The sequence below is a fragment of the Streptomyces griseobrunneus genome (assembly GCF_046713465.1).
Classification (GTDB): Bacteria; Actinomycetota; Actinomycetes; order Streptomycetales; family Streptomycetaceae; genus Streptomyces; species Streptomyces microflavus.
In genome coordinates, this window is record NZ_CP177080.1 from 270,593 (window position 1) to 289,489 (window position 18,897).

Genomic DNA, 18,897 nt, shown 5'->3' on the forward strand with positions numbered 1-18,897 from the left:
CGGCTGGGGCCCGGCGGGACGCGACACACGGTCACGCCCGCCGGATTCCTGCCGCTACGGGAATAGCACCGGCCGGATCAGAGGCCGAACTCCTGCGGGGACACCCCGAGCGCCATGCACGCCTCCCGCAGAACCTGCGCCTCGGCCGGGGCGATGTACCCGTCCGCGCCGGCGATCACGAAGCCGGTCTGGACGACCGCCTTGGCCTCCACGGGCTTCTTCGCGGCCTTGGCGATCTCCTGCATAGCCTCGGTCTTGCCCTGCTGGAAGTTGAACATCATCTGATCGACATGCTTGTTGAACCTCTGCCGCAACTGCTCGGGAGGAAAGTTCTGCAGGACGTCATTCTGCAGGATCAGCGCCTCCACGTGGTGCCGCTCGGCAGGGTCGACGGACCCGTCCGCGGCCGCGACCAGAGCGCACATCGCCATACTGGCGTCCCGGTAGGCCCCGCTCTTCAGCTCCGTCTTGAGGGAGCCGAGCTGTGACTTGAGCAGCCCCACCAGCTTTTCCTTCGAGCCGCCCGCGGCTCCCGTACCCGCCTGCCGCTGGCCGACGGGGCCCCTCATGCCCTGCGACTGCTGTTGCTGCAGCCCCTTGGCCTGGTCCTTGATGCGGTCCCACATAGCCATGCGTGCCACCTCTTCGATCGGATCGATGGTCCGCGCAACGTGCGCGGCCTCCTGCAACCATTATTCGTGGAGCGGCCGTTGGCGGCCCTCGCCCGGTGACCGGTAAACCTCCCGGAGCAGGGGATACCGACCGGGTCGGGGGCCGGCGGGGCGCAAAGGGGCCGGGTGCATGCCGCCGCGCAGCGGCCGGCCTCCGCGGCCCGGCGCGTGAGCGCGCACCAGTTGGCTTCGTTCACTTCAAGCAGCAGCGTTTGTCTGCCGGTTTGAGCAGCAGTTTGCGATCTTGAGCCTCGTGGATGCTCACGAGAAAGGTTCTGGCTCACTTTCCGTGGAGGGCTGACTGAGCGTGACGTCAATGGCTCTCCAGGCCGTGAGCAACGGACAGTCGGAGTAACGTGCCCACGGCCTCGCTGCGACGTCTGATCGCCGTTCTCTTGGCGACGTCGCGACGGCAGACTATGAAGGTGGACTCTGACCTTTACCCTGATCTGGCTGCTGCGGGCAGCCTGGCCGCAGCGCTGGAACAGCTGGCGGCCGAACTCGGTGCCGATCTCACAGTGGTACCCGGCGATTGGGGCCCACTCGTTTCGGCGGGCATCGCCTCGTCGGTTCCTGAGCGCAAGCCGCTATCCGTTCACATCGGGGCGGAGAGCCGCTGGTTCGGTGTCTCCGGCTGGAGTCACGGAGTCGAACTCATCACCGGAGCCACGTCCGACCTGGCGGATATCGTCAGGGCCGGAGCGGCATGGGGACAGGGCAGGAGCCTGCGGGAGCTGCGTGCGGAGCTGTCGTTTCTGCGCGCCAGCAAGCGCGCCGAAGCTCACGAACGCGGGCCGGCCGCGGTGGTGGAGCTGCAGTGGCGCATAATGCGGGAGCAGGCGGCCGAGGAACCGGATTTCCCAGGATTCGGCGAACTCGTGGAAGCGGCTCATGCAGAACCACGGCTGCGACAGCTCTATGTATTCTCCAGCCACTGGACGCTCGGCTTCAGCTCCTGCACTGGATACCCGTTCCGCGATGAGGTGGCCATCGTCCCGTCACACAGTGGCAGCCCATTCCGCGTGAAGAGGCATCCGCTCTCCGATGATGTTCTCGGCGAGGCCGCCACAGCCGAAGAGGCCGTCGCCCTGGCAATTCGCCATCTCCCCACCGATCTCGGTCCGGCCGTCGCGGGAACCGCCGAACAAGATGGATGACGAGCGCGAACCAAGTCACTGACCGTCACCGGTCCCGTGTCCAGTTGTTTCCCCATCGGACGGCGGCGGACAGGGAAATCCAATTGGCCGCCCACAACGGTCTGACCTGCGGTTCACGAGTAGAGCAGAACGCGCTTGCGGAGAAGATGAAAGCTGGCACGGCCGAACATCTGGCGTTTGAGCGTGGAGTGATCGGGGACGCCAACGAGATCGACAACCGCGAGCGAGCCACGCTCATCGGGCTCGCCCGGCAGATGCTCGGCCAGCCCTGAAGAACCGTCTGAGCTTGACTTTTCCAGACGAAGGCCGCCCCAGCGCCCAGGTGAGTGGCCCAGTTCGAGGCCCAGTTCGACCTCAGACCATGAAGAACAAGCTCAGAAGCGGGACTTGCTCACCGGAATGAGGACGGAGCGACAACACACCTCAACAACTATAAATGGGCTCTCGGAACCCCGAGCATGGCCCACCGATCACGTCGGCGCACCGGGAAACTCCAAGATCCCCGACAGAATCAAGCTCAGACGGTGGCATCCTGCTGTTCCAGCCATTTTGAAATCACTTGGTTTGTTTCTCCGGGCATTTCCTCCTGGATCCAGTGACCGCAGTCCAGGCCGACCACTTCCACATTGGGCACGAATTCTGTCAGGTTTTCGGACCTCGGGACCGCCCAGTCCTGGTCGCCGTAGATCATGAGGGCGGGCTGTTGGATGATCGGGTCCACGTCCGCCAGCAAGCGCCAGTTGCGGTCGAGGTTCCTGTACCAGTTGATGCTGCCCGTAAATCCCGATGACTCGAACGCGGAGACGAAGACGGCCAGTTCGCCGTCGCTCATGACGGGCTCACCGAGTGGTGTTTGCGCTCTGGCGAGATTGATCATTGCCATGCCCGCCTCAGGAGGCGCGGGGGGCACGTTCTTCCGGTAGAGGTTGCGGAGGAACTGAAATGCGTTCTCGTCGAACACGGCGTCCGCAACGCCCGGCTGTCGATTGAAGTGGACGAAGTAGAAGTCGCCGCCGAGGAATTCTTCCATGACCTCGATCCACGGCTTTTCTCCGCGCACCTGGTAAGGCAAGCTCAGGTTGATCACCCTGTTCACACGGTTGGGGTGCAACAGGGTCAGCCCCCAGACGACGAACGCACCCCAGTCATGGCCGACGAATGTGGCGTCTTCGTATCCGTAGTGGTCGAGAAGCGCGACGAGGTCACCCGACAGGTGCTCGATGTCGTAGTCCGTCACTTCGGTCGGGCGGGATGAGTTGCCGTAACCCCGCTGGTTCGGCGCGATGACGTGGTAGCCGGCTGCGGCGAGGGCGGGCATCAGGTGACGCCAGGAGAAGGCGTGCTCCGGCCAGCCGTGGCAGAGCACGATGGGCTTTCCCTCGTTTTCTCGACCTGCTTCGAAGACTTCGAGTTCCACACCATTGACCGGAATAGTGGTGGGCTTGGGAAAATCAGTTGGATTGAGCATCATGTTTCCTCATTGTCTTTTCGGGAGATTAGGATTAGGCGAAGTTTCCCGAAGATAGCCGGAATGAAGCCTCACACGGAGATCGTCGATATACGACGGGATGGTTACACTTCGTAACCTCAGCTATTGAAGCTCTCTATAAGCCTCCGCGGGCCTTGATGCCCTTGATCTGCGCGTTGGCCGAGCGGTTGATCATGATGGCTGCGCGGGCCTCGCCATCGCCGCCACCATCCGCTCCAGGCGGGCCAGCCGGGTCTTCTCGGTGCGGGCGGTGACCAGGCGGAGGTATAGGGCGAACTGGTCGGACTTGCTGAGCGTCTCGTAGAACGCCCACGCGGCCGGGTTCGCGTCGAGCGCCTCGACGAGATCCGGTGGTGCGGTGGCATTCTTCTGCGAGGCGTATGCCGTCTCCCAGCGGCCGTCCGCCCGCGCCGCCTCGATCTCGGCGAGGCCGCGGGGGCGCATCCGGCCTGCCGCGATCAGGGCCTCGGCCTTGCCGACGTTCACCTGCGACCAGGCGGAGCGGGGGCCGCGGGGTGTCGTGCGCTGCAGGAAGTACGTGTCGTCAAAGCCGCGCCGCAGACCGTCGATCCAGCCGAAGCAGAGCACCGTGTCGACCATCTCTTCCCAGGTGAGCGTCGGGATGCCGGTGTGCTTCTTGGCGATCTTCACCCAGAGCGCGGTCCGTTCCCCGTGATGCGTGTCGAGCCAGGCCTCAAGCTCGGCCGGGCTCGCGGGGACAAGGATCTTGGCGCCGTCCTCGTATTTCTGCATAATCCGCAGGCTAGAGGCCCTATAGGACAGATGCTGACCTACCCGAGCGCACCGCTCAGGTGACCTGCTCAAGCGGCCAACTCAGGCGACCTGACCGGCTCACTACTTGGCGAGCTTCGCCCTGCTGCCAGAGGCCACCCGTCGAGTCGATGAACTGCTTGAGCTGACGGCCGACGTCGAGGTCGCGTACTCGGATGTGCCCGATCTCCCCGCTGTGGCCGCCTGGAGGAACCCGACGAACGGGGCAGCGCGGTCAGCAGGTTGACGCAGGTTGCGGTACAGGTGCACGGGCCGTAGTAGGGCAGGTTAGCGACCACCTCGGCCAGCGGTTCACTCAAAGCACGCAGCAGTTCACGATCTCGGTAGCAAGTGCTCGGAACGACGCCAGTGGGGGTACAGCCCATCTGTTACCACGGCACCGTACATGTCGCAGGCCATGAGAAGCACCAGAGGCTGAAGAACAAGCTGAACGCCGGTGCGTCGTCAGGCAGCTCCGGTCACCAGCGGAACGCGGATGCCCGGCAGGGACGTCGCGCGTACCCCGGGGACCAGCGCCGTCCATGCCGTGCGGACGGCCGGGTTCTCCCTCGATGACGAGAGGTCCGAGCCGATCTGGACCGGTCTTCTTGCCGGCGTCGAGAGCGGACTCCGCCGGTGAAGCGGTGGAGGATCTCGTGAGCGCGGTGGTGGTGGCGACCCCGGTCTCCTGGAGGTCCTAGGGTGCCCGGCTGGCGGCAAATCATCAAGGCGGGTGGAGTCGGCTCACTTCCACCCGCGCGGGGAGCACCTCAGCGAAGCCACCCCCCGAGACGGCGGTGGCCTTCGGCGTTCACGGGTTCAGGGTGCTTCGCGGAGAGCGAGGCAGCCCGGGCACCAACGCTCATCCTTCCTGTCCAGCCGGATCGGCACGTCCTGCTTCGGCCCGGGGGCGGTGATCCCTTCATCGGTGCTGCATGCGATGGGGTGGAGGTCGCAGTTCCCGGTACAGCGGTGCCCGGAGCCGGGCTTGTGCCAGATGGTCTGGTCGGGGGTGCGGCCGTAGCCGGGGACACGTTCCGAGACCGCGAGCATGGTGGCGGCTCCTACCTCTTAGTGGTGGTGATGCCGACTCGCTCGGCGGTGGCGACTGCGAACTCTCATCTGAAGTTACCGGCAATGGCCGGGGACTTGGCCGAGATCTCAGGGCCGCCGCCGTCGGGAAGCATCCGGCCGCGGCCTCCGCCTCGGATGAATTAGGTGCCTACCGCCACACGTCGCCGCACGAGCAGGACTCGCTCACCCTGAACGACGACGGCAGCAGCGACTGCCTTCTTGGCCTCGGTCGCCACGAAAATCCCCTACCGTCGCGCCTGAATCAGCGCGTGCGTACCACTCGTACGCCAGGCAGCCCCGGACCGTTCAAGCGCGTCCAGCGCTTCCTGCTCCAAACCGACGATGACGTCGGACTTCAGAGTCCGGAGCGCCGCGACGGCCCCGGGGAAGTACGCGGTGAGATCTGCGAAGGACGCTGTGACGTCCCACAGCCGGTCACCCACCAGGCGTCGGTAGTTGAGGTCGCCCTTCAGGATGGTGAGCGTAGCTTTCTCGAACTCGCCGCGGAGGTCCTCGGGCATCTCCTCGTACGGCAGCGGAGCACAGAAGAAGGAGTGTGTGCGCACCTCCAGGCTTCCTGCCGCCATGGCCTTCCACAGCCGTCCTCCAATCGCACTGGCTTCGCCGGGTGCCTCGGTGAGGCGACGGAGGCAGTCGACGACGTCGGCCGTCATCGCGTCGGAGACGTAGTAGGGGTACGGCTTGAGGTGAAGCACGACCTGTTCGGCATGCCGCTGTTCGAGGAGGTGGTCGATGAGGATCAGGTCCGGGGTGAGCTCGCGTCCCGCGTTGTCCGCCACCACGGCGACAGTCGAGGAGCCCTCCACAGGCAGCAGTTGCCACAGCACGGTGCTGTCGTCGGCCACCAGCGCGGAGGCGGCGTCACCGTGCGCCGGCTCCCTCGCCGAGACGCGGAAGCCGAGGTCCGCGCGGTTGCCCCAGAGCGACGCGTGGAGCAGGGCTGCAGCCCGCTCGTCCGGCGGAACGCTCGCGAGCGCGTCCAGGGCCCGCAGTTCCTCCTCCACTGCCTCGCCGTGCAGCTCGGCCCGTTTGAACGGCGCGAACGGATCGACTCCTTGCCATGGTCCGGTGCCGAAGTACGCGACCGCACCGAGGAGCCTGCGGTAGAAGTAGCTCTCCGCCCACAGGAACGGAGCGTCGTACCAGGAGCGCCCGAAGTGCTCCTGCCCCCAGTCCGCCCAGCGCTCACTGTCGTGTTCCCCGGGGGCGAGCGGCTCGATGACGCCATTGGTGATCTCGTCCAGCAGGGCGTCGAGAGCCTCGTGCTGTTGGCGGCCGTACGGGAAGACGTCTCGTACCTGCTGGATGAGGGCAGGGTGACGCTTGGCCAGCACGCCCCAGGCGAACGACCCGGGCTCGTTGCTCAAAACGACCGGCGCTCCAGTCGCATCGCCCGAGACGTGGGAGGTCTTCTCTGTCATGGTGTCCAAAACCCTTCGCATGCCGCTCACATATCCGAGCGGCTCTCGGTGCTGGCTGCAGGTCACATGTTCCCGGCACCCCTGGCCGGATAGGAAGTTCAGGGCCCCTCATCGCTGGCCGGTGCGCACATGGCTGGAGAGTCGGGCCTCATCGCGCTGAGGCCAGCGCGCATGGCGGTGGGGTCGGTGCGGCGCCGGGGGGCCGCACCTCACGTTCAGCGTGGGCACACCATGGCGAGCAGACCGGGTCCCGAGGCCGAGTGCCTGCGTGTCCTGCATCGCAGGAGACGTCGCACTTCTCGTCACTCTGACACTAAGCTAGGGGTGGGTCCTCCTCATTGCGTGAAAGGGGTTCTGATGGAACCGCACGTGAATCTCGCCTTCTCCATGCGCTCGACGTCCGGCGGGTACGCCATCCTTCTCGGAGCCGGCGCTTCGATCGCTTCAGGCATGCCGTCGGCCTACGACGTCCAGCAGGAACTCATCACACAGATGGCGGCCGTCGAGGGCGAGACCGAGATCGGCGAACCGCACGCCTGGTACAAAGCGCGGTTCGGTCATGAAGCCACCTACGACGCTCTGCTCGCGGCCCTGACGACCACCCCCTTCGAGCGTCGGGCGCTGCTTCACTCCTTCTTCGAGCCGGACGAGGGCGAACGGGAGCGCGGGATGAAGTAGCCCACACAGGCGCACCAGGCCATCGTGCGGCTGGTGGCCGGCGGGCACGTACGGATCATCCTCACCACGAACTTCGACGGGTTGATCGAGACGGCCCTGCGGCAGGCGGGCATCGAGCCGACGGTCGTCGCCCATCGCGACGACGTGGCCGGCATGGCGCCGCTGCACACCCTCAAGTGCCTTGTCGTCCACGTCCACGGCTACTACCTCAACGCCACCAGCATGCTCAATACCCCCGAGGAGCTCGACGCCTACGACACCGCGACCGACGCCCTGCTCGACCGGATCTTCGACGACTACGGCCTGGTCATCGCGGGCTGGTCCGCGACGTGGGACCCGGCCCTGCGCAACGCGCTCTCCCGCTGCTCCCGTCACGTCTTCGCCTCGTACTGGACCGACCCGTACCCGCTGCCCGATGTCGCCCGGGACGTGCTGGCCGGCGGCGCGCGACCTACGTCCAGACCGATGCGGACACCTTCTTCGGCGAGGTCGCCGACGCGGTCGACGCCCTCGCCGAAACCGAGCGGCGCCACCCAACCAGCATCGCCGTCGAGGTCGCGTCCGCGAAGCGCTCCCTGTCCAGTACACGGCAGGCGATCTCCCTTCACGACGCGCTGCGCCGGGAGTCCAGCCGCATCGCTTCCCTCCCTCTGCGGATCGACGGCCCCTGGGACCACGAGGACGTCGCAGCCGAGCACGGGAGAAGGCTCGGTCTGCTGAAATCGGAGACGGAACTGCTGCTCGTTCTGATCGCTACGGCCAGCTACTGGGGCACGGCGGAGACCGACCGGTGGTGGATGCGCGACCTCGATCAGCTGGGAACTCCCGTCCCTGTCAGTGGCACCACCGGGTTGCTGAACCTGGCGCGCTCCCCCGTCACGATGGCGATCTACGCGGCGGGGGTCGCGGCGTTGGCGGCCGAGCGCTGGAGCACCTTGGTCCGTCTCCTCACCGAGCCCCAGGCAGAGAACCGGTACACGGGGAAGACTCAGGCCGCCGCGGTGCTCCTCAGCCCGGGGAACGTGTTCGGCCACTTCACCCCGGCCAAGCGTCTCCATGACCAGCTGAACCCTGTCTTCACCAGGCACCTCGCCCTGAGCCCGACGGCCTACGTCGACAGCTGGGAGCGCTTCGAGTACCTGCGGGCGATCGCGCAATGGGATGCCGACGAGGGGCTGGATTGGGGGTTCATGCGGAAAGCCGGGACGGTCAGTGCCTACCGTCCCGGACCGTCCGGGTGGATCCAGCAGGAGCTGGACCGGGAAGGGGACGCCCACCCCTTGCTCGCGGCCGGGTTCCTGAACGGCAGTGCCGAGCGGCTCAACACGGCCCGGCGCACCTCGACGAAGAGTTCGACCGCTGGAGTATCCAGGCCCGCTGGGGGATCTGACGGCCGGGGCCGGCGCCCAGGTGCGGCTGGGTGTACGAGGAGCTCGGCCCCGGCCTTACGATCCCGGGCGGGTGAGGTGTCATTGCCCCAGAAGCGCGTCGAACTCGGAACGGACGCGTTCCGGTCCGTAGAGGGCCGCCTGCTGGCGGATGAACTTCTCCACCCGGTTCTTCGAAGACAACCAGGATGTCGCGGTCGCCCGGCTTCCAGCGGCCCATCCCGATGAGGTTGGTGACCACCCGGCGGGCTTGAGTGGCGGTGACCTCGGCGACGTCATCGGCGGGTCCGAGACGGACGGCGTCCAGTAGCTGGCACCACGAGGTCCGGCCGGATTCGAGGGCGGCGACGTACAAGTACGGCCAGCCGGGGACGAACTGGTCCGAGGTTCGTCCGCTGCGGCCGTAGACGTGACAGAAGAGACGGTCTATCCCCGCGGGCGCGGGGACGACACCTCGGACGGTGCGACGTCCCTCGTCTGGGACGGGCTACCCCCCGCGGGCACGGGGACGACGAACAGCGTGAGCGCGAGCGTGGCTACGGCACCGTCGCGTCGCGGCCCTGACCGGCATCAGCGCTTACTGGGCGGCGGCCTGGCTGTTTTCACCGCCACCCCAGCGGCCGCGGCCGGGGTGTGCGACGTGCCCGTCGTGACGGCCACCACCATCACCATTACCTGCACCGCCGGTGGGACCGGCAGCCTGACCGTGCCCGACTACGTCACCAGTGGACAGGTCGTTCTGCTGGGTGCGGGCGGTGGCCCCTCGGCCGACGGCGCGTCCGGTGGCAAGGGGGCCCGGGTCGAGGCGGTTCTGGCCGTGACCCCCGGGGCGACGCTGAATGCAACCGTCGGGTCGAAGGGCCGCACCCTGCCCGTCTACCCGGGGTACGGCGGCACCGGCGGCAGCCTGGTCGCGGTGACCGACTCCGGCGGCAATCCGCTGCTGACCGCCGGTTCCGGCGGCGGCGCGGGCGGCTCGGGTATCGGTACCCCGTCCTTTCCCGGCGTCCCGGGTGGTGACAGCGGGGAAGACGGGACCGCGGGCGGCGGCAACAGCATCGGAGGTGGCGGAGGCGGTGGAGGTGCGGGCCCCGGGGGCCCCGGGGGCCCCGGCGGCGCGGGCGGCGCGGGCCAGAGCACGGGTCCCCTCGCCGGCAATCCCGGCTCCTTCCCGAACGCGCCCGGTGGCACCGCCAGCTTCAACCTCTACAGTCCCGCCGGTGTCGGCGGCTTCGGCGGCGCGGGCTACGGATCCGGCGGCGCGGGCGGCGGGGGCGGCGTGAACTTCGCTCCCGGCGGCGGCACCACCGGCGGCGGGGGCGGAAGCGGCGGCGGTTCGAGCCTGGTGTCCGGTACGGTTCCCGGATCGCCGTCCTCGGTGACCGACGGCGCCAACGCCGGTGACGGGTCGATCGTGTTCACCTTCCCCAATCCGAAGGCCGATATCGACGTCGACGTCACCACGGCTCCGGCCCTGGGCATCCTGGCCCCGTATCTCACCTTCACCCTGACGGCCCGTGACCTCGGTCCCGACACGGCCGCCTCGGTCACCGTCACCGCGACCCTGCCCCCGGGCTCAAGCGCCACGAACCTCTCCCCCGGCTGCACCACCGCGTCCGGCACCGTCACCTGCACGTACGGGCCGATCACCAACGGAGCGGCCGTCAACAAGACGTTCCGCGTCCCACTGAGTCTGCTGGGTCTGGGGACTGTCTCGGTCACCGGCACGCGGGCCGCGTCCGCGCCGGCCGATCCGAACCCGGCCAACGACAGCGCTACCGCCTCGTGCCGGATTGTGTCGGTTTTCCTGGTCACCTGCCCGTAGGACGTCACCCCGGGGTCCGGTGCCCGCCTGTCAGGCCGGGCACCGGACCCCGGAGTGTTCCCCAGACCGCCTGGCCTCCACTCAGTGGCACAAATCGCTGTCCGAGGGAGGCGGTAGACGTGGCACTGCGCCGTGTCCGGAGCCCGGCCGACCGGTTAGTTCTTTCGAGGTTCCATCCATCTCGTCCGGGTGACGTCTCCCTCACCTCGGGACGTGTGAATGTCAATGTGAGCACCGCTTTTCACGGGAACCACCCAGCCAGCTGTCGGTGGGCTGTACTCCGTGATGCACAATCGGCGACCTCTCAGGCCCTTTCGCTGCCGGTGCCCCGTTCAGGGCATCGGAGATTTCGCGTGGGAGGTCTCCGCCGGACCACGGGGCCGCTACGGCATCAGGCCGCGGGCCTACACAAACGAGAAGGTCTCCTTTATGCATCGGACGAAGAGAATGCTGGCCGGCGCGGCCGTCACCGTCGCCGCCGTCCTGACGAGTCTGGCTGCCGGACCCGCTCAGGGAGCCGGAGACCCCCAGGAACCGGCGCGGGCCGTGAGCGCCTCGTCGGCCGCGGACCCCGGCCAGGCGCGCGCACCGCTCCCCGGCGCGGCAGGGGCGCTGGCGAAGATGCAGGCCCGGATCGCCGAGTACGTCGCGAAGAACGGCACGGCGTACTCGTTCGCGAGCTACCTCGACGCGCAGACCGGTGCCCTCGTGCTCGACACCGACGCACCGGCGGCCCTGGTGTCAACGCTCACCGCACTGCCCGGCGCCACCCTCGCGGAGTCCCAAGCGATCGCGGCGCTGCGCCTGCGGTCCACGAAAACGACGGACCTGTTCAGCCGCAGGGACGACACACCGTCCTTCATCGGCGGCGGAGGCATCAAGTCGGGTGGTCGCCTCTGCTCCTCCGGCTACACCGTACGCAACTCCGCCGGAACCAAGTTCATGGTGACGGCGGGCCACTGCTACGCCGACGGGGCATCGGTGACCACCGAGGACAACAACCGCGCCTACGGGACGGTTTCCCAACGGCGTCTGCCCTCGGTCACCGGCCACCCCGCCGACATGGAGCTGATCGGCGGTCAGGCGTACTCGGGCGGGATGTTCACCGGCGGAGTGACCAGCAGTACCTACACGGAGGTCGCCGGCGCGGCCGCCGGCACGGTCGGCAGCGGCTACTGCCACAGCGGCCGCACCAGCGGAGAACAGTGCGGGCACTCGGTGATCGCCGTAAACGGGCAGGTATGCACGGAGAGCGGCTGCAGTACGCCCGTCCTGGTCTTCACCGGAGGCACCATTCCGCTGCAAGGCGACTCGGGCGGCACCCTCTACACCGACGCCACCCCCGGCCGCAGCATCACCGTGCGCGGGCATGTCACCGCCGGCAGCACCACCACCGGCTACGCCCAGTCCTGGGACACGGTGGCCTCCGCGTACGGCGTCAGCATCGTGCCGGGCGTCTGACCCGACGGTCGGCACACAGGTGTCCGCCGACCGGTCTCGGATCGGCCGGCGGATCCTGGCAACGGCAGCATCCACGACCACGCGTCACACGCCCGCAGATATGCCCCGAGCCGTCGCCGTCTGCTGACCACCCCCCTGGCCACTTACCCGCTCCACGTCACCGCCCACTGACAACGGGAACACGCCACCGCTGATCCACCGGACCGCCGGGCGTGGTGAGTGCCCGCCCCCAGCATGGTGAGTCCCCGTGGTGAGTAGCCGGCCGCCATGGTGAGTGGCGTGGTGAGTACCGCGGGCCCCGTGGTGAGTTCCGCGGGACGGGCGCTGTGACCTGCCGTGGTGAGTTCGCGCCGCACTCACCACGCCCGGCCGACGGCCCCCGGCCGCCTCCGGCGTCGGGCCGGACCACCACCAGGAGCACTCGCCCGATCCGCGGTGGGCACGGTCGGCGTGGGAAGCTGCGCGGGCCCGGGGCGGGCGGCCGGCGTGTGGCGCCGGCGACGGAACACCCCGCCCCGGGCGACCCTGCCGCGCGGCCGCTACTGCTCACCGCCCCGCACCCGCATGACACGCGCTCGCGCGCACGGGCGCGCACGCGGCACGCCTGACACGGGCCACGCGCGGCACGCGATGGACTGTGCGGGGTGCCGTAGCGAGAGCGGGTCGTCCGAATCAGACGGTGAACTGCTCAGCGCCCAGGAGCACTCCGTCGAATGTGGTCATGACGGAGACGGATCCGTAGTGCACGTCCTGCGTGGGAGAGCTGGTGAGGCTCCAGGGAACGTTGACCACCCCGGGGCCGCACGGTAAGTTGCCGAAGCCGTTCGGCAGCGCCACGGGCAGGACTTGGATGGCGTTGAAGCTGACCGCCACGGTGGTACCGACAGGTTCGGTGCAGGTGTAGATCCCGCCGACGGTGAGGGTGCCGTGGTAGGGGGGGAAATAGCCGGGTTCGACGCTCGCCCACTGCGTATCGAGCGACTTTACCGACTGCGGCGCGGCGGCGGCGGGGGCTGCGGTACCGAGCGCGGCCAGGGCAGCGGCTGCGAGAGCTGCTGCCCAGCGGATTCTGGTGCTCGAAATCATGACAGTCTCCTCGGAAGTGCGGGCAGGACCGGCCGTCCGGTCAGGGACCCAGGTCTACCCGTGCCCGGGACAGCCTGGCAGTCGCACAGCACGGCGCGCGGGAGCAAAGCCCTCACACACCGACGGACGCAAGGTGCAATGGTCGGCCAGCTCACGATGAACCGCCGCAACGTTGCCCTTCCACAGCCCCGATGTGAGCAGCCGCTCCCACGGCAGCCGATCAACCGCGTGCCAGGCGGCGGACAAAGGCGAACCCGCCCGCCACCAACCCCATGACCAGGCACCCAGCACCCTGCCCCGCTGACACCCACCCAATGCCACAAACGCAGCCACTCGCAGGAAGCTCAGGTTCCAGTGGGCCGCGCTTCTACTACAAGAAGGGCGCGTTCTCCTGACCTGCTGTGATGCTTAGCTAAGTGGTCGGCTCCGGAAGTCCTTCGGGGGTTGCGGGGTCCACGACTTGCTGTGCATCGTCGACACGGGATGCGCAAATCCGGTGTCCTGGCTCCTCCTTGGTGACCAGCGATAGTCCAGGCCAGTGGCTTACTGGTTACCAGGCGGGGCGGATCGGCCCCGGTGGTGTAAGCCGGGTCAGGTCGGCGACAAGTTCGCTGAAGCGCGCCTCGCCCAGCGCCTCTCGCCATGGTGCGACGGCAGCCCGGGCGGCCTGGTCGGCGGCGCGAGTGGCGGCCCAGCCGGTCTCGGTCAGCCCCAAGAGCCGGGCGCGGGCATCGTGGGGGTGCGGATGCCGCGCCACGTACCCCTTGCGGACCAGCTCCTCAACCAGCTGGGCGGCAGCCTGCTTGGTCACCCCCAGGTGCTCGGCCAGGCTGGCCGTAGTGGCGCCGCCCAGGGAGATGCGGGCAAAGGCGAAGCCGTGTGCAGGCCGCAGGTCCTCGAATCCCTGCTGGGACACGCGAGCGTGGATCTCCTGCACCAACTGTCCGGAGAGTGCCAGCACGAGTGCGGAGAAGGCCAGAGCGTCATCCATGGCTTGACTATAACTCGTCAAGCTGCTTGTCTTCATGGACAAGTTTCTTGTCTATAAGGAGGCTGGCATGTCCTTCATCCGCAGTGACGAGGCCGTCGTGCACGAGATCCACGGTGCCCGCTTCGTTTCCTACGTCCGTCCGGGCACGGGCAGCCGGGATCTCGCCGCCTGGCGCGGCGAGATCCCGGCCGGAACGGTGGGTCCGGCCCACATGATCAGTCACGAGGAAACGTTCTACGTTCTGTCCGGCCGCCTCCGGCTTACCATCGGCGGCGAGAGCGCCGAACTCGGCGTCGGTGACGCGGCGGTGGCTCCGGCAGGCTCCGAGCTGGCGGTTGCCAATACCACCGACCAGCCCGCGCACATGTGGGTCACTACACGTGTCGGGCTCAGCGCCAAGCTGGCCGACGGCAGCACCATCACGCCGCCCTGGACTCATTAAGCCCACAGAGGGCCGGTGGCCACGCTTCCCGGATCAGCGGCGCCTCGGTCACAACCGAACGTCCACCCTCTGCTGCTGGGTGAGGGCACGCACTCGGCCGAAGTAGCGCAGACCCACGGGGGCCCCGGCAAGAGACGCCTGCTGGGCCAGAGCAAGGTCATCAAGCATGGCGTGAATGATGCCGCATCAGTCGATCCGGCAGCGTGCAACCCGTCGTGATCCGCTCCTCCCGATCGGCTCGTCTGCCATGCCCGTTGCCCCGGCCCGCCCGATAGCCCCGACCGCCGCCGAACGCGAGCGGTTGAAGAAGATGGCCTACGGCCACAAGACCGAGCACCGGCTGCGGGTCCGCGCGCAGATCGTCCTGCACGCGGCACGTGGGCGCTCCAACGCGCGCATCGCCCACGAGACGGGCCTGCACCTGGACACAGTCCGCGCCTGGCGGGGCCGGTTCGCCCATGGCGGGATGCCGGCCCTGGCCGACCGAAAGCGCTCGGGGCGCCCCGCCCGTTTCACCCCCGTGCAGGTCGCCGGGGCCAAGGCGCTGGCCTGCCAGTTACCCGCCGAGACCGGCGTGCCGCTGTCGCGCTGGTCCTGCCCGGAGCTGGCCGCCGAGCTGACCGCCCGCGGAATCACCGAGACCGTCTCGGCGTCCACGGTGCGCCGCTGGCTGCGCGAGGACGCGCTCAAGCCCTGGCAGTACCGGTCTTGGATCTTCATCCGCGACCCGGACTTCCGCGCCAAGACGCCAGCGTGTCTTGGATCTGTACGCCTGCACGTTCGATGGTGTCCCACTGGGCGAGGACGAGTACGTCCTGTCCAGCGACGAGAAGACTTCCGTCCAGGCCCGCTGCCGCTGCCATCCGACCCTGGCCCCGGGCCGGGCCCGGGCGATGCGTGTCAACCACGAGTACGGCCGTGGCGGCGCGCTGGCCTACCTGGCCGCCGACGACGTCCACCGCGCGAAGGTCTTCGGCCGCTGCGAGCCGAAGACCGCATCGTCCCCTTCATGGCCCTGGTCACCCAGGTCATGACCACCGAGCCCTACGCGCGCGCCAGGCGCGTCTTCTGGATCGTCGACAACGGCTCCTCCCACCGGGGGAAGAAGGCCATCGACCGTCTGACCACGGCGTTTCCGAATGCGGTCATGGTCCACACCCCCATACACGCCTCCTGGACAAACCGGATCGAAATCTTCTTCTCGATCGTTCAGCGCAAGGTCGTCACCCCCAATGACTTCACGGACCTGACGCAGGTCCGGGACCGGCTCCGAGCATTCGAAGACCGCTACAACGCCACGACACAGCCATTCCAGTGGAAGTTCACCACCTCCGACCTGGACGATCTGCTGGCCCGGCTCGACCGTCACACACCCGCCAACCGACAAGAAGAATCCTCCGTCGCCCTGGCAGCCTAATCAACCCCCGAAGGACTTCCAGTGCCGACCACTTAGGTGCCCGCGGTGAGGGCTCGCTGAAGCGGACCCGGGAGCTCACCGAAGGTGTCGCTTGGGTCGCCCTCGCGGGCTCAACGAGCGTCGGCCGATCGCCATACCAGGTGGCAGGCTGAGAGGCTTTCAGCCAGCAGTGATTCGAGATCGTCCATGGATGCGGTGACACAGGTCAAAGCGTCGACGCCTATCTGATGGACGAGGGTCTCATCTCGCTGGGCATCCTTGTTGGATGCCACCATCCTGGTAGTCGATGTCCTGGTCTCCTCGTTGTAGGACCAGATGCCGGAGCGGGGAGATGCGTGCTTGACCGACTGCGGCCGGCGACCGTGATAGTCCAGTCCGCGGCGTTCGTCCAGTGCGTGGAACCGCAGGTCCTGCTGCAGCAACGAGAGACGGGCCGTCGGGGTGTGCGGCCGCCAGGGCGAGCGCGGTGGTCTCCATCGCTTCCACCGCGTCCTCGACGGCGGCCGCGCTCCAGCCGGCCGGACTGCCTGCGGCGTCGTGCAGCTCGCAGGCGGCGTCGGCCAGGGCCTCGGCCCGCTCGGCGACACCTGGCGCCGCAGTGGTGGGCAACAGGTTCATGACCTACTCAGCTAACCAGGGGCGCGCTGGGACAGGCACAACCCGTAGCGCGATGGCCGGACCGCCACGCGCTCCGTCTCGGCTGGCTTCCGGGACGGAGCGTAGTAGCGGTCCGGGGTTAGGCTCAGTGGGTGCTTGCGCGCCGGCGCCGGCGGAGCACGACGGCTCCGCCCGCGAGGACGAGTGCCGCGCTGGAACTGCTGGCAAGAAGCAGGGTGGAGGACGGGGCGTCGTCCTCCGTGCGCTGGAGGCTGTAGCCGCTGGAGTAGCCGGTGGTGTCGTACTCCGAGCCGGGCAGCTTGTCGGCGTAGCGGGCCTTGACCAGCTTCTGGTAGTCGCTGAGCGGCACCGATGCCTGGCCGCCGAGTCCTTGCCGGGCCTGGTCGTTGAGGGGCTCGACGGTGGTGAGTTTGAGCTGGTACCAGCCGCGGATCTGCGGCTCGGTGAAGACCAGTGTGCCCAGGGTGGCTTTGCTGGCGTATGTGGCGTCGTGGTCGCCGTCGCGCACGGCTGCCAGGTGCCAGCCACCGCCCTGGGTGGGGGCGAGCATGACGGTGGCGTTGCGGCCGTTGACGGTGGCGCTGAGCGAGGAGACCAGCTGTGTCAGCTTGATCGCATCGGTGGGCAGTGGCTTTGCGGTGCCCGCGACGAACTCGGGGGTGATCTCGTTCAGTGCCACCGGGTCTTTGATCGTGAAGGATGGGAGGCCCTGGCAGGGCTCGGCCGTTTCGGGGATCGTCTGCACCGGCCCGTCGGCGCCGTCGGTGGGTACCGGAGTGCGCAGGAAGCGGCAGACGGTGTTGCGGACATCGGTTGACTTCACCGCGTCGAGGGCGGCCTGGTAGTCGGGGATGTCGGCCGGGAGAGGGTCCTTGGCGGGGGCTGCGTGTGTCGGACCAACGACGGACAGTAGCGCGGATGCACTCACTGCGATGACGAGGGACAGACGGGAGGAGCGAGAGGCTGCCCGCTTGCTGGACATTTTGGTTCTGCTGGTGTCGCTCATGTCGCCTGCCTTAGCGGGAGATACCGATGCGGGAGTGGGTCCACTTGGACGAGCCGTTGCTCACGTAGTCGTTGTAGTTCCACCACGTGTACGTGGTGGTGTCCGGCCACGGGTCGGCCACGGCGATCGTGTTGTGCGACGTGTCGAAGCCGTAGACCACGTTCATGTGGCCGCCCCCGGATGTCCACCCGATGCGGGCACCGATGGGCCGGGCCGCCTTGACGTCGGTGTACACCTGGTTGAACGTGGCAGCGCTGCTCAGGCCTGAGCCGGTGTGGGTCATGCCGAGGCTGCTCCAGCCCTTGGCCATGTCGTCGAGCGTGGCGGGCTGGTTGTTGCAACCGTAGTAGGGCTGGGCCCGGTTGCAGAAGTCCGTCTGTGTGGAGCCGAAGCCCTGAAACTTGGCGATGGTTAGCCCGGAGGCGACCCAGCACCACTGGGTCTTCTCCTGTTTCAGCATGCTGATGTTGTCCTGGCCCGCTTCCGCGTGAGCTGTGCCTCCCCCGGCCGCGAGCGATCCCAAGGCGGCTAGCGCGATGGCCAACGTCGTGGTCCCGTTCCTGAACCTGCCCATTTTTCTGCCTTCCCCTGATGGGTACAACGAGATGAGCGGGGCAATCTGTCACGAATATGACAGCGCATCACATCTTTTGCGCATAGGGGACTTGCAGGAAATTACTCCCTATTGATTATTTTTCGGCAAATAATCAGAGTCGGCACTTACAGCTCACGCCTCCTTGCCGAAGCGGAGTGTGATGCTCACAACCTGCCAGCCCTCGGAGGGTTCCAGGCGCTCCGTGCGTACCGGAGTGGGGCCTCCGGGGAGCACCTCCTCTTCGTCGAGGGCACGGTCCATCGACATCGCGCGGTTGTCGAGTTCGAGACCGTTCACGGTCTCGACCAGCCGTGCGGCGAGCTCGTTGCCGACCGCGCGCATCCGTAGGCCGGTATTCGCAGATCAGCGGTTCACCGGTTCGTGTGGTCCGGGGCTCCTGCCTGTCACCGGATACGGGGGTGGATACGCGTTGCCGCGTTGCACCTCACAGCCTCACAGGACGACGCGTCTACCTGGGGAAACGGCCTGCGAGCCTCATAGGTGACAGCGGTCCGTGAGGCTTCTGCGCGCCTCTACGATTGAAAGAGGCAGACCCATATGGCCTAAGTAGCCGTTGTTCTATCGATCATGGTGGGTGTGAGTTCGAGTGTGGTTGCCCGGCCGGGTGATCTTCCGGTGGTCTGGGCATGAAGGCAGGGCCTCCCGAACAGCTCGTGGGTGTCGAATCCATCCGAGCGTCAGGAGACCCTGGTGCCGCAGTCTTTCGTGCTGTCCACCGCGTCGTCCAACTCGTCTTCCCGGTCGTGTGACTGCCTCGCCCACGTG

The 18,897-nt window shown here is 67.6% G+C and carries 18 protein-coding genes and 1 pseudogene; 8 read left to right on the top strand and 11 right to left on the bottom strand.

Annotation, left to right across the window (positions count from 1 at the left end; genetic code table 11):
- Positions 1-77: 77 nt before the first annotated feature.
- On the bottom strand, positions 78-632 hold the full coding sequence (locus tag ACK8N7_RS01290; RefSeq protein WP_500440414.1) for a tellurite resistance TerB family protein: 555 nt from the start codon (positions 630-632) through the stop codon (positions 78-80).
- Between the two features lie 464 nt (positions 633-1,096).
- On the opposite strand from ACK8N7_RS01290, the gene ACK8N7_RS01295 reads away from it, so the two are divergent.
- Entirely contained in the window at positions 1,097-1,828 is a 732-nt protein-coding gene (locus tag ACK8N7_RS01295) for a DUF6193 family natural product biosynthesis protein (RefSeq protein ID WP_500440415.1), read from the top strand.
- An 83-nt stretch (positions 1,829-1,911) separates the two neighbouring features.
- On the top strand, positions 1,912-2,100 hold the full coding sequence (locus ACK8N7_RS01300; protein ID WP_403219070.1) for a hypothetical protein: 189 nt from the start codon (positions 1,912-1,914) through the stop codon (positions 2,098-2,100).
- A gap of 245 nt (positions 2,101-2,345) precedes the next feature.
- Here the strand turns inward: ACK8N7_RS01300 and ACK8N7_RS01305 are convergent, their stop codons facing one another.
- The 3 genes from ACK8N7_RS01305 to ACK8N7_RS01315 form a co-directional block, all read right to left on the bottom strand.
- The gene (locus ACK8N7_RS01305) at positions 2,346-3,296 is read right to left on the bottom strand and encodes an alpha/beta fold hydrolase (RefSeq protein WP_403219131.1); all 951 of its coding nucleotides are present in this window, start codon (positions 3,294-3,296) and stop codon (positions 2,346-2,348) included.
- A 192-nt stretch (positions 3,297-3,488) separates the two neighbouring features.
- Positions 3,489-4,070 carry a YdeI/OmpD-associated family protein gene (locus ACK8N7_RS01310; protein WP_500440416.1) on the bottom strand — a complete coding sequence of 194 codons (582 nt, stop codon included), beginning with the start codon at positions 4,068-4,070 and terminating at the stop codon, positions 3,489-3,491.
- Between the two features lie 1,337 nt (positions 4,071-5,407).
- On the bottom strand, positions 5,408-6,604 hold the full coding sequence (locus ACK8N7_RS01315; RefSeq protein ID WP_500440417.1) for a damage-control phosphatase ARMT1 family protein: 1,197 nt from the start codon (positions 6,602-6,604) through the stop codon (positions 5,408-5,410).
- Positions 6,605-6,961: 357 nt separating this feature from the next.
- On the opposite strand from ACK8N7_RS01315, the gene ACK8N7_RS01320 reads away from it, so the two are divergent.
- Positions 6,962-7,282: a hypothetical protein gene (locus ACK8N7_RS01320; RefSeq protein ID WP_403219076.1), complete on the top strand. Its 321-nt coding sequence runs from the start codon at positions 6,962-6,964 to the stop codon at positions 7,280-7,282.
- 33 nt (positions 7,283-7,315) lie between these two features.
- Entirely contained in the window at positions 7,316-8,002 is a 687-nt protein-coding gene (locus tag ACK8N7_RS01325) for an SIR2 family protein (RefSeq protein WP_403219078.1), read from the top strand.
- An 840-nt stretch (positions 8,003-8,842) separates the two neighbouring features.
- Here ACK8N7_RS01325 and ACK8N7_RS01330 read toward each other — a convergent pair.
- Positions 8,843-9,112 (bottom strand): annotated as a pseudogene (locus ACK8N7_RS01330) (transposase); the annotation flags it as partial.
- Positions 9,113-9,310: 198 nt separating this feature from the next.
- On the opposite strand from ACK8N7_RS01330, the gene ACK8N7_RS01335 reads away from it, so the two are divergent.
- Positions 9,311-10,495 (top strand): hypothetical protein, encoded by a 1,185-nt coding sequence (locus ACK8N7_RS01335; RefSeq protein WP_500440418.1) that lies wholly within the window; start codon positions 9,311-9,313, stop codon positions 10,493-10,495.
- A gap of 429 nt (positions 10,496-10,924) precedes the next feature.
- Entirely contained in the window at positions 10,925-11,956 is a 1,032-nt protein-coding gene (locus ACK8N7_RS01340) for a chymotrypsin family serine protease (protein ID WP_403219086.1), read from the top strand.
- Between the two features lie 672 nt (positions 11,957-12,628).
- On the opposite strand, the gene ACK8N7_RS01345 is transcribed toward ACK8N7_RS01340, so the two are convergent.
- Together ACK8N7_RS01345 and ACK8N7_RS01350 are read right to left on the bottom strand one after the other, a co-directional pair.
- Positions 12,629-13,042, bottom strand: a complete 414-nt coding sequence (locus ACK8N7_RS01345) for a hypothetical protein (RefSeq protein ID WP_403219089.1) — start codon at positions 13,040-13,042, stop codon at positions 12,629-12,631.
- 550 nt (positions 13,043-13,592) lie between these two features.
- Entirely contained in the window at positions 13,593-14,033 is a 441-nt protein-coding gene (locus ACK8N7_RS01350) for a MarR family winged helix-turn-helix transcriptional regulator (RefSeq protein ID WP_403219091.1), read from the bottom strand.
- A gap of 67 nt (positions 14,034-14,100) precedes the next feature.
- On the opposite strand from ACK8N7_RS01350, the gene ACK8N7_RS01355 reads away from it, so the two are divergent.
- Complete coding sequence (locus ACK8N7_RS01355) at positions 14,101-14,475, top strand: cupin domain-containing protein (protein WP_403219093.1); 375 nt, start codon at positions 14,101-14,103, stop codon at positions 14,473-14,475.
- A gap of 175 nt (positions 14,476-14,650) precedes the next feature.
- The gene (locus tag ACK8N7_RS01360; protein ID WP_500440419.1) at positions 14,651-15,892 is read left to right on the top strand and encodes a helix-turn-helix domain-containing protein; all 1,242 of its coding nucleotides are present in this window, start codon (positions 14,651-14,653) and stop codon (positions 15,890-15,892) included.
- Between the two features lie 110 nt (positions 15,893-16,002).
- Here the strand turns inward: ACK8N7_RS01360 and ACK8N7_RS01365 are convergent, their stop codons facing one another.
- From ACK8N7_RS01365 to ACK8N7_RS01380, 4 genes are all read right to left on the bottom strand, one after another.
- Positions 16,003-16,314 (bottom strand): hypothetical protein, encoded by a 312-nt coding sequence (locus ACK8N7_RS01365; protein WP_500440420.1) that lies wholly within the window; start codon positions 16,312-16,314, stop codon positions 16,003-16,005.
- A 320-nt stretch (positions 16,315-16,634) separates the two neighbouring features.
- A complete protein-coding gene (locus ACK8N7_RS01370; RefSeq protein WP_500440421.1) occupies positions 16,635-17,333 on the bottom strand; it encodes a hypothetical protein in 699 nt (232 codons plus the stop codon).
- 193 nt (positions 17,334-17,526) lie between these two features.
- Entirely contained in the window at positions 17,527-18,090 is a 564-nt protein-coding gene (locus ACK8N7_RS01375; protein ID WP_403219099.1) for a papain-like cysteine protease family protein, read from the bottom strand.
- A 153-nt stretch (positions 18,091-18,243) separates the two neighbouring features.
- Positions 18,244-18,453 (bottom strand): hypothetical protein, encoded by a 210-nt coding sequence (locus ACK8N7_RS01380; RefSeq protein WP_403219101.1) that lies wholly within the window; start codon positions 18,451-18,453, stop codon positions 18,244-18,246.
- Positions 18,454-18,897: the final 444 nt, after the last annotated feature.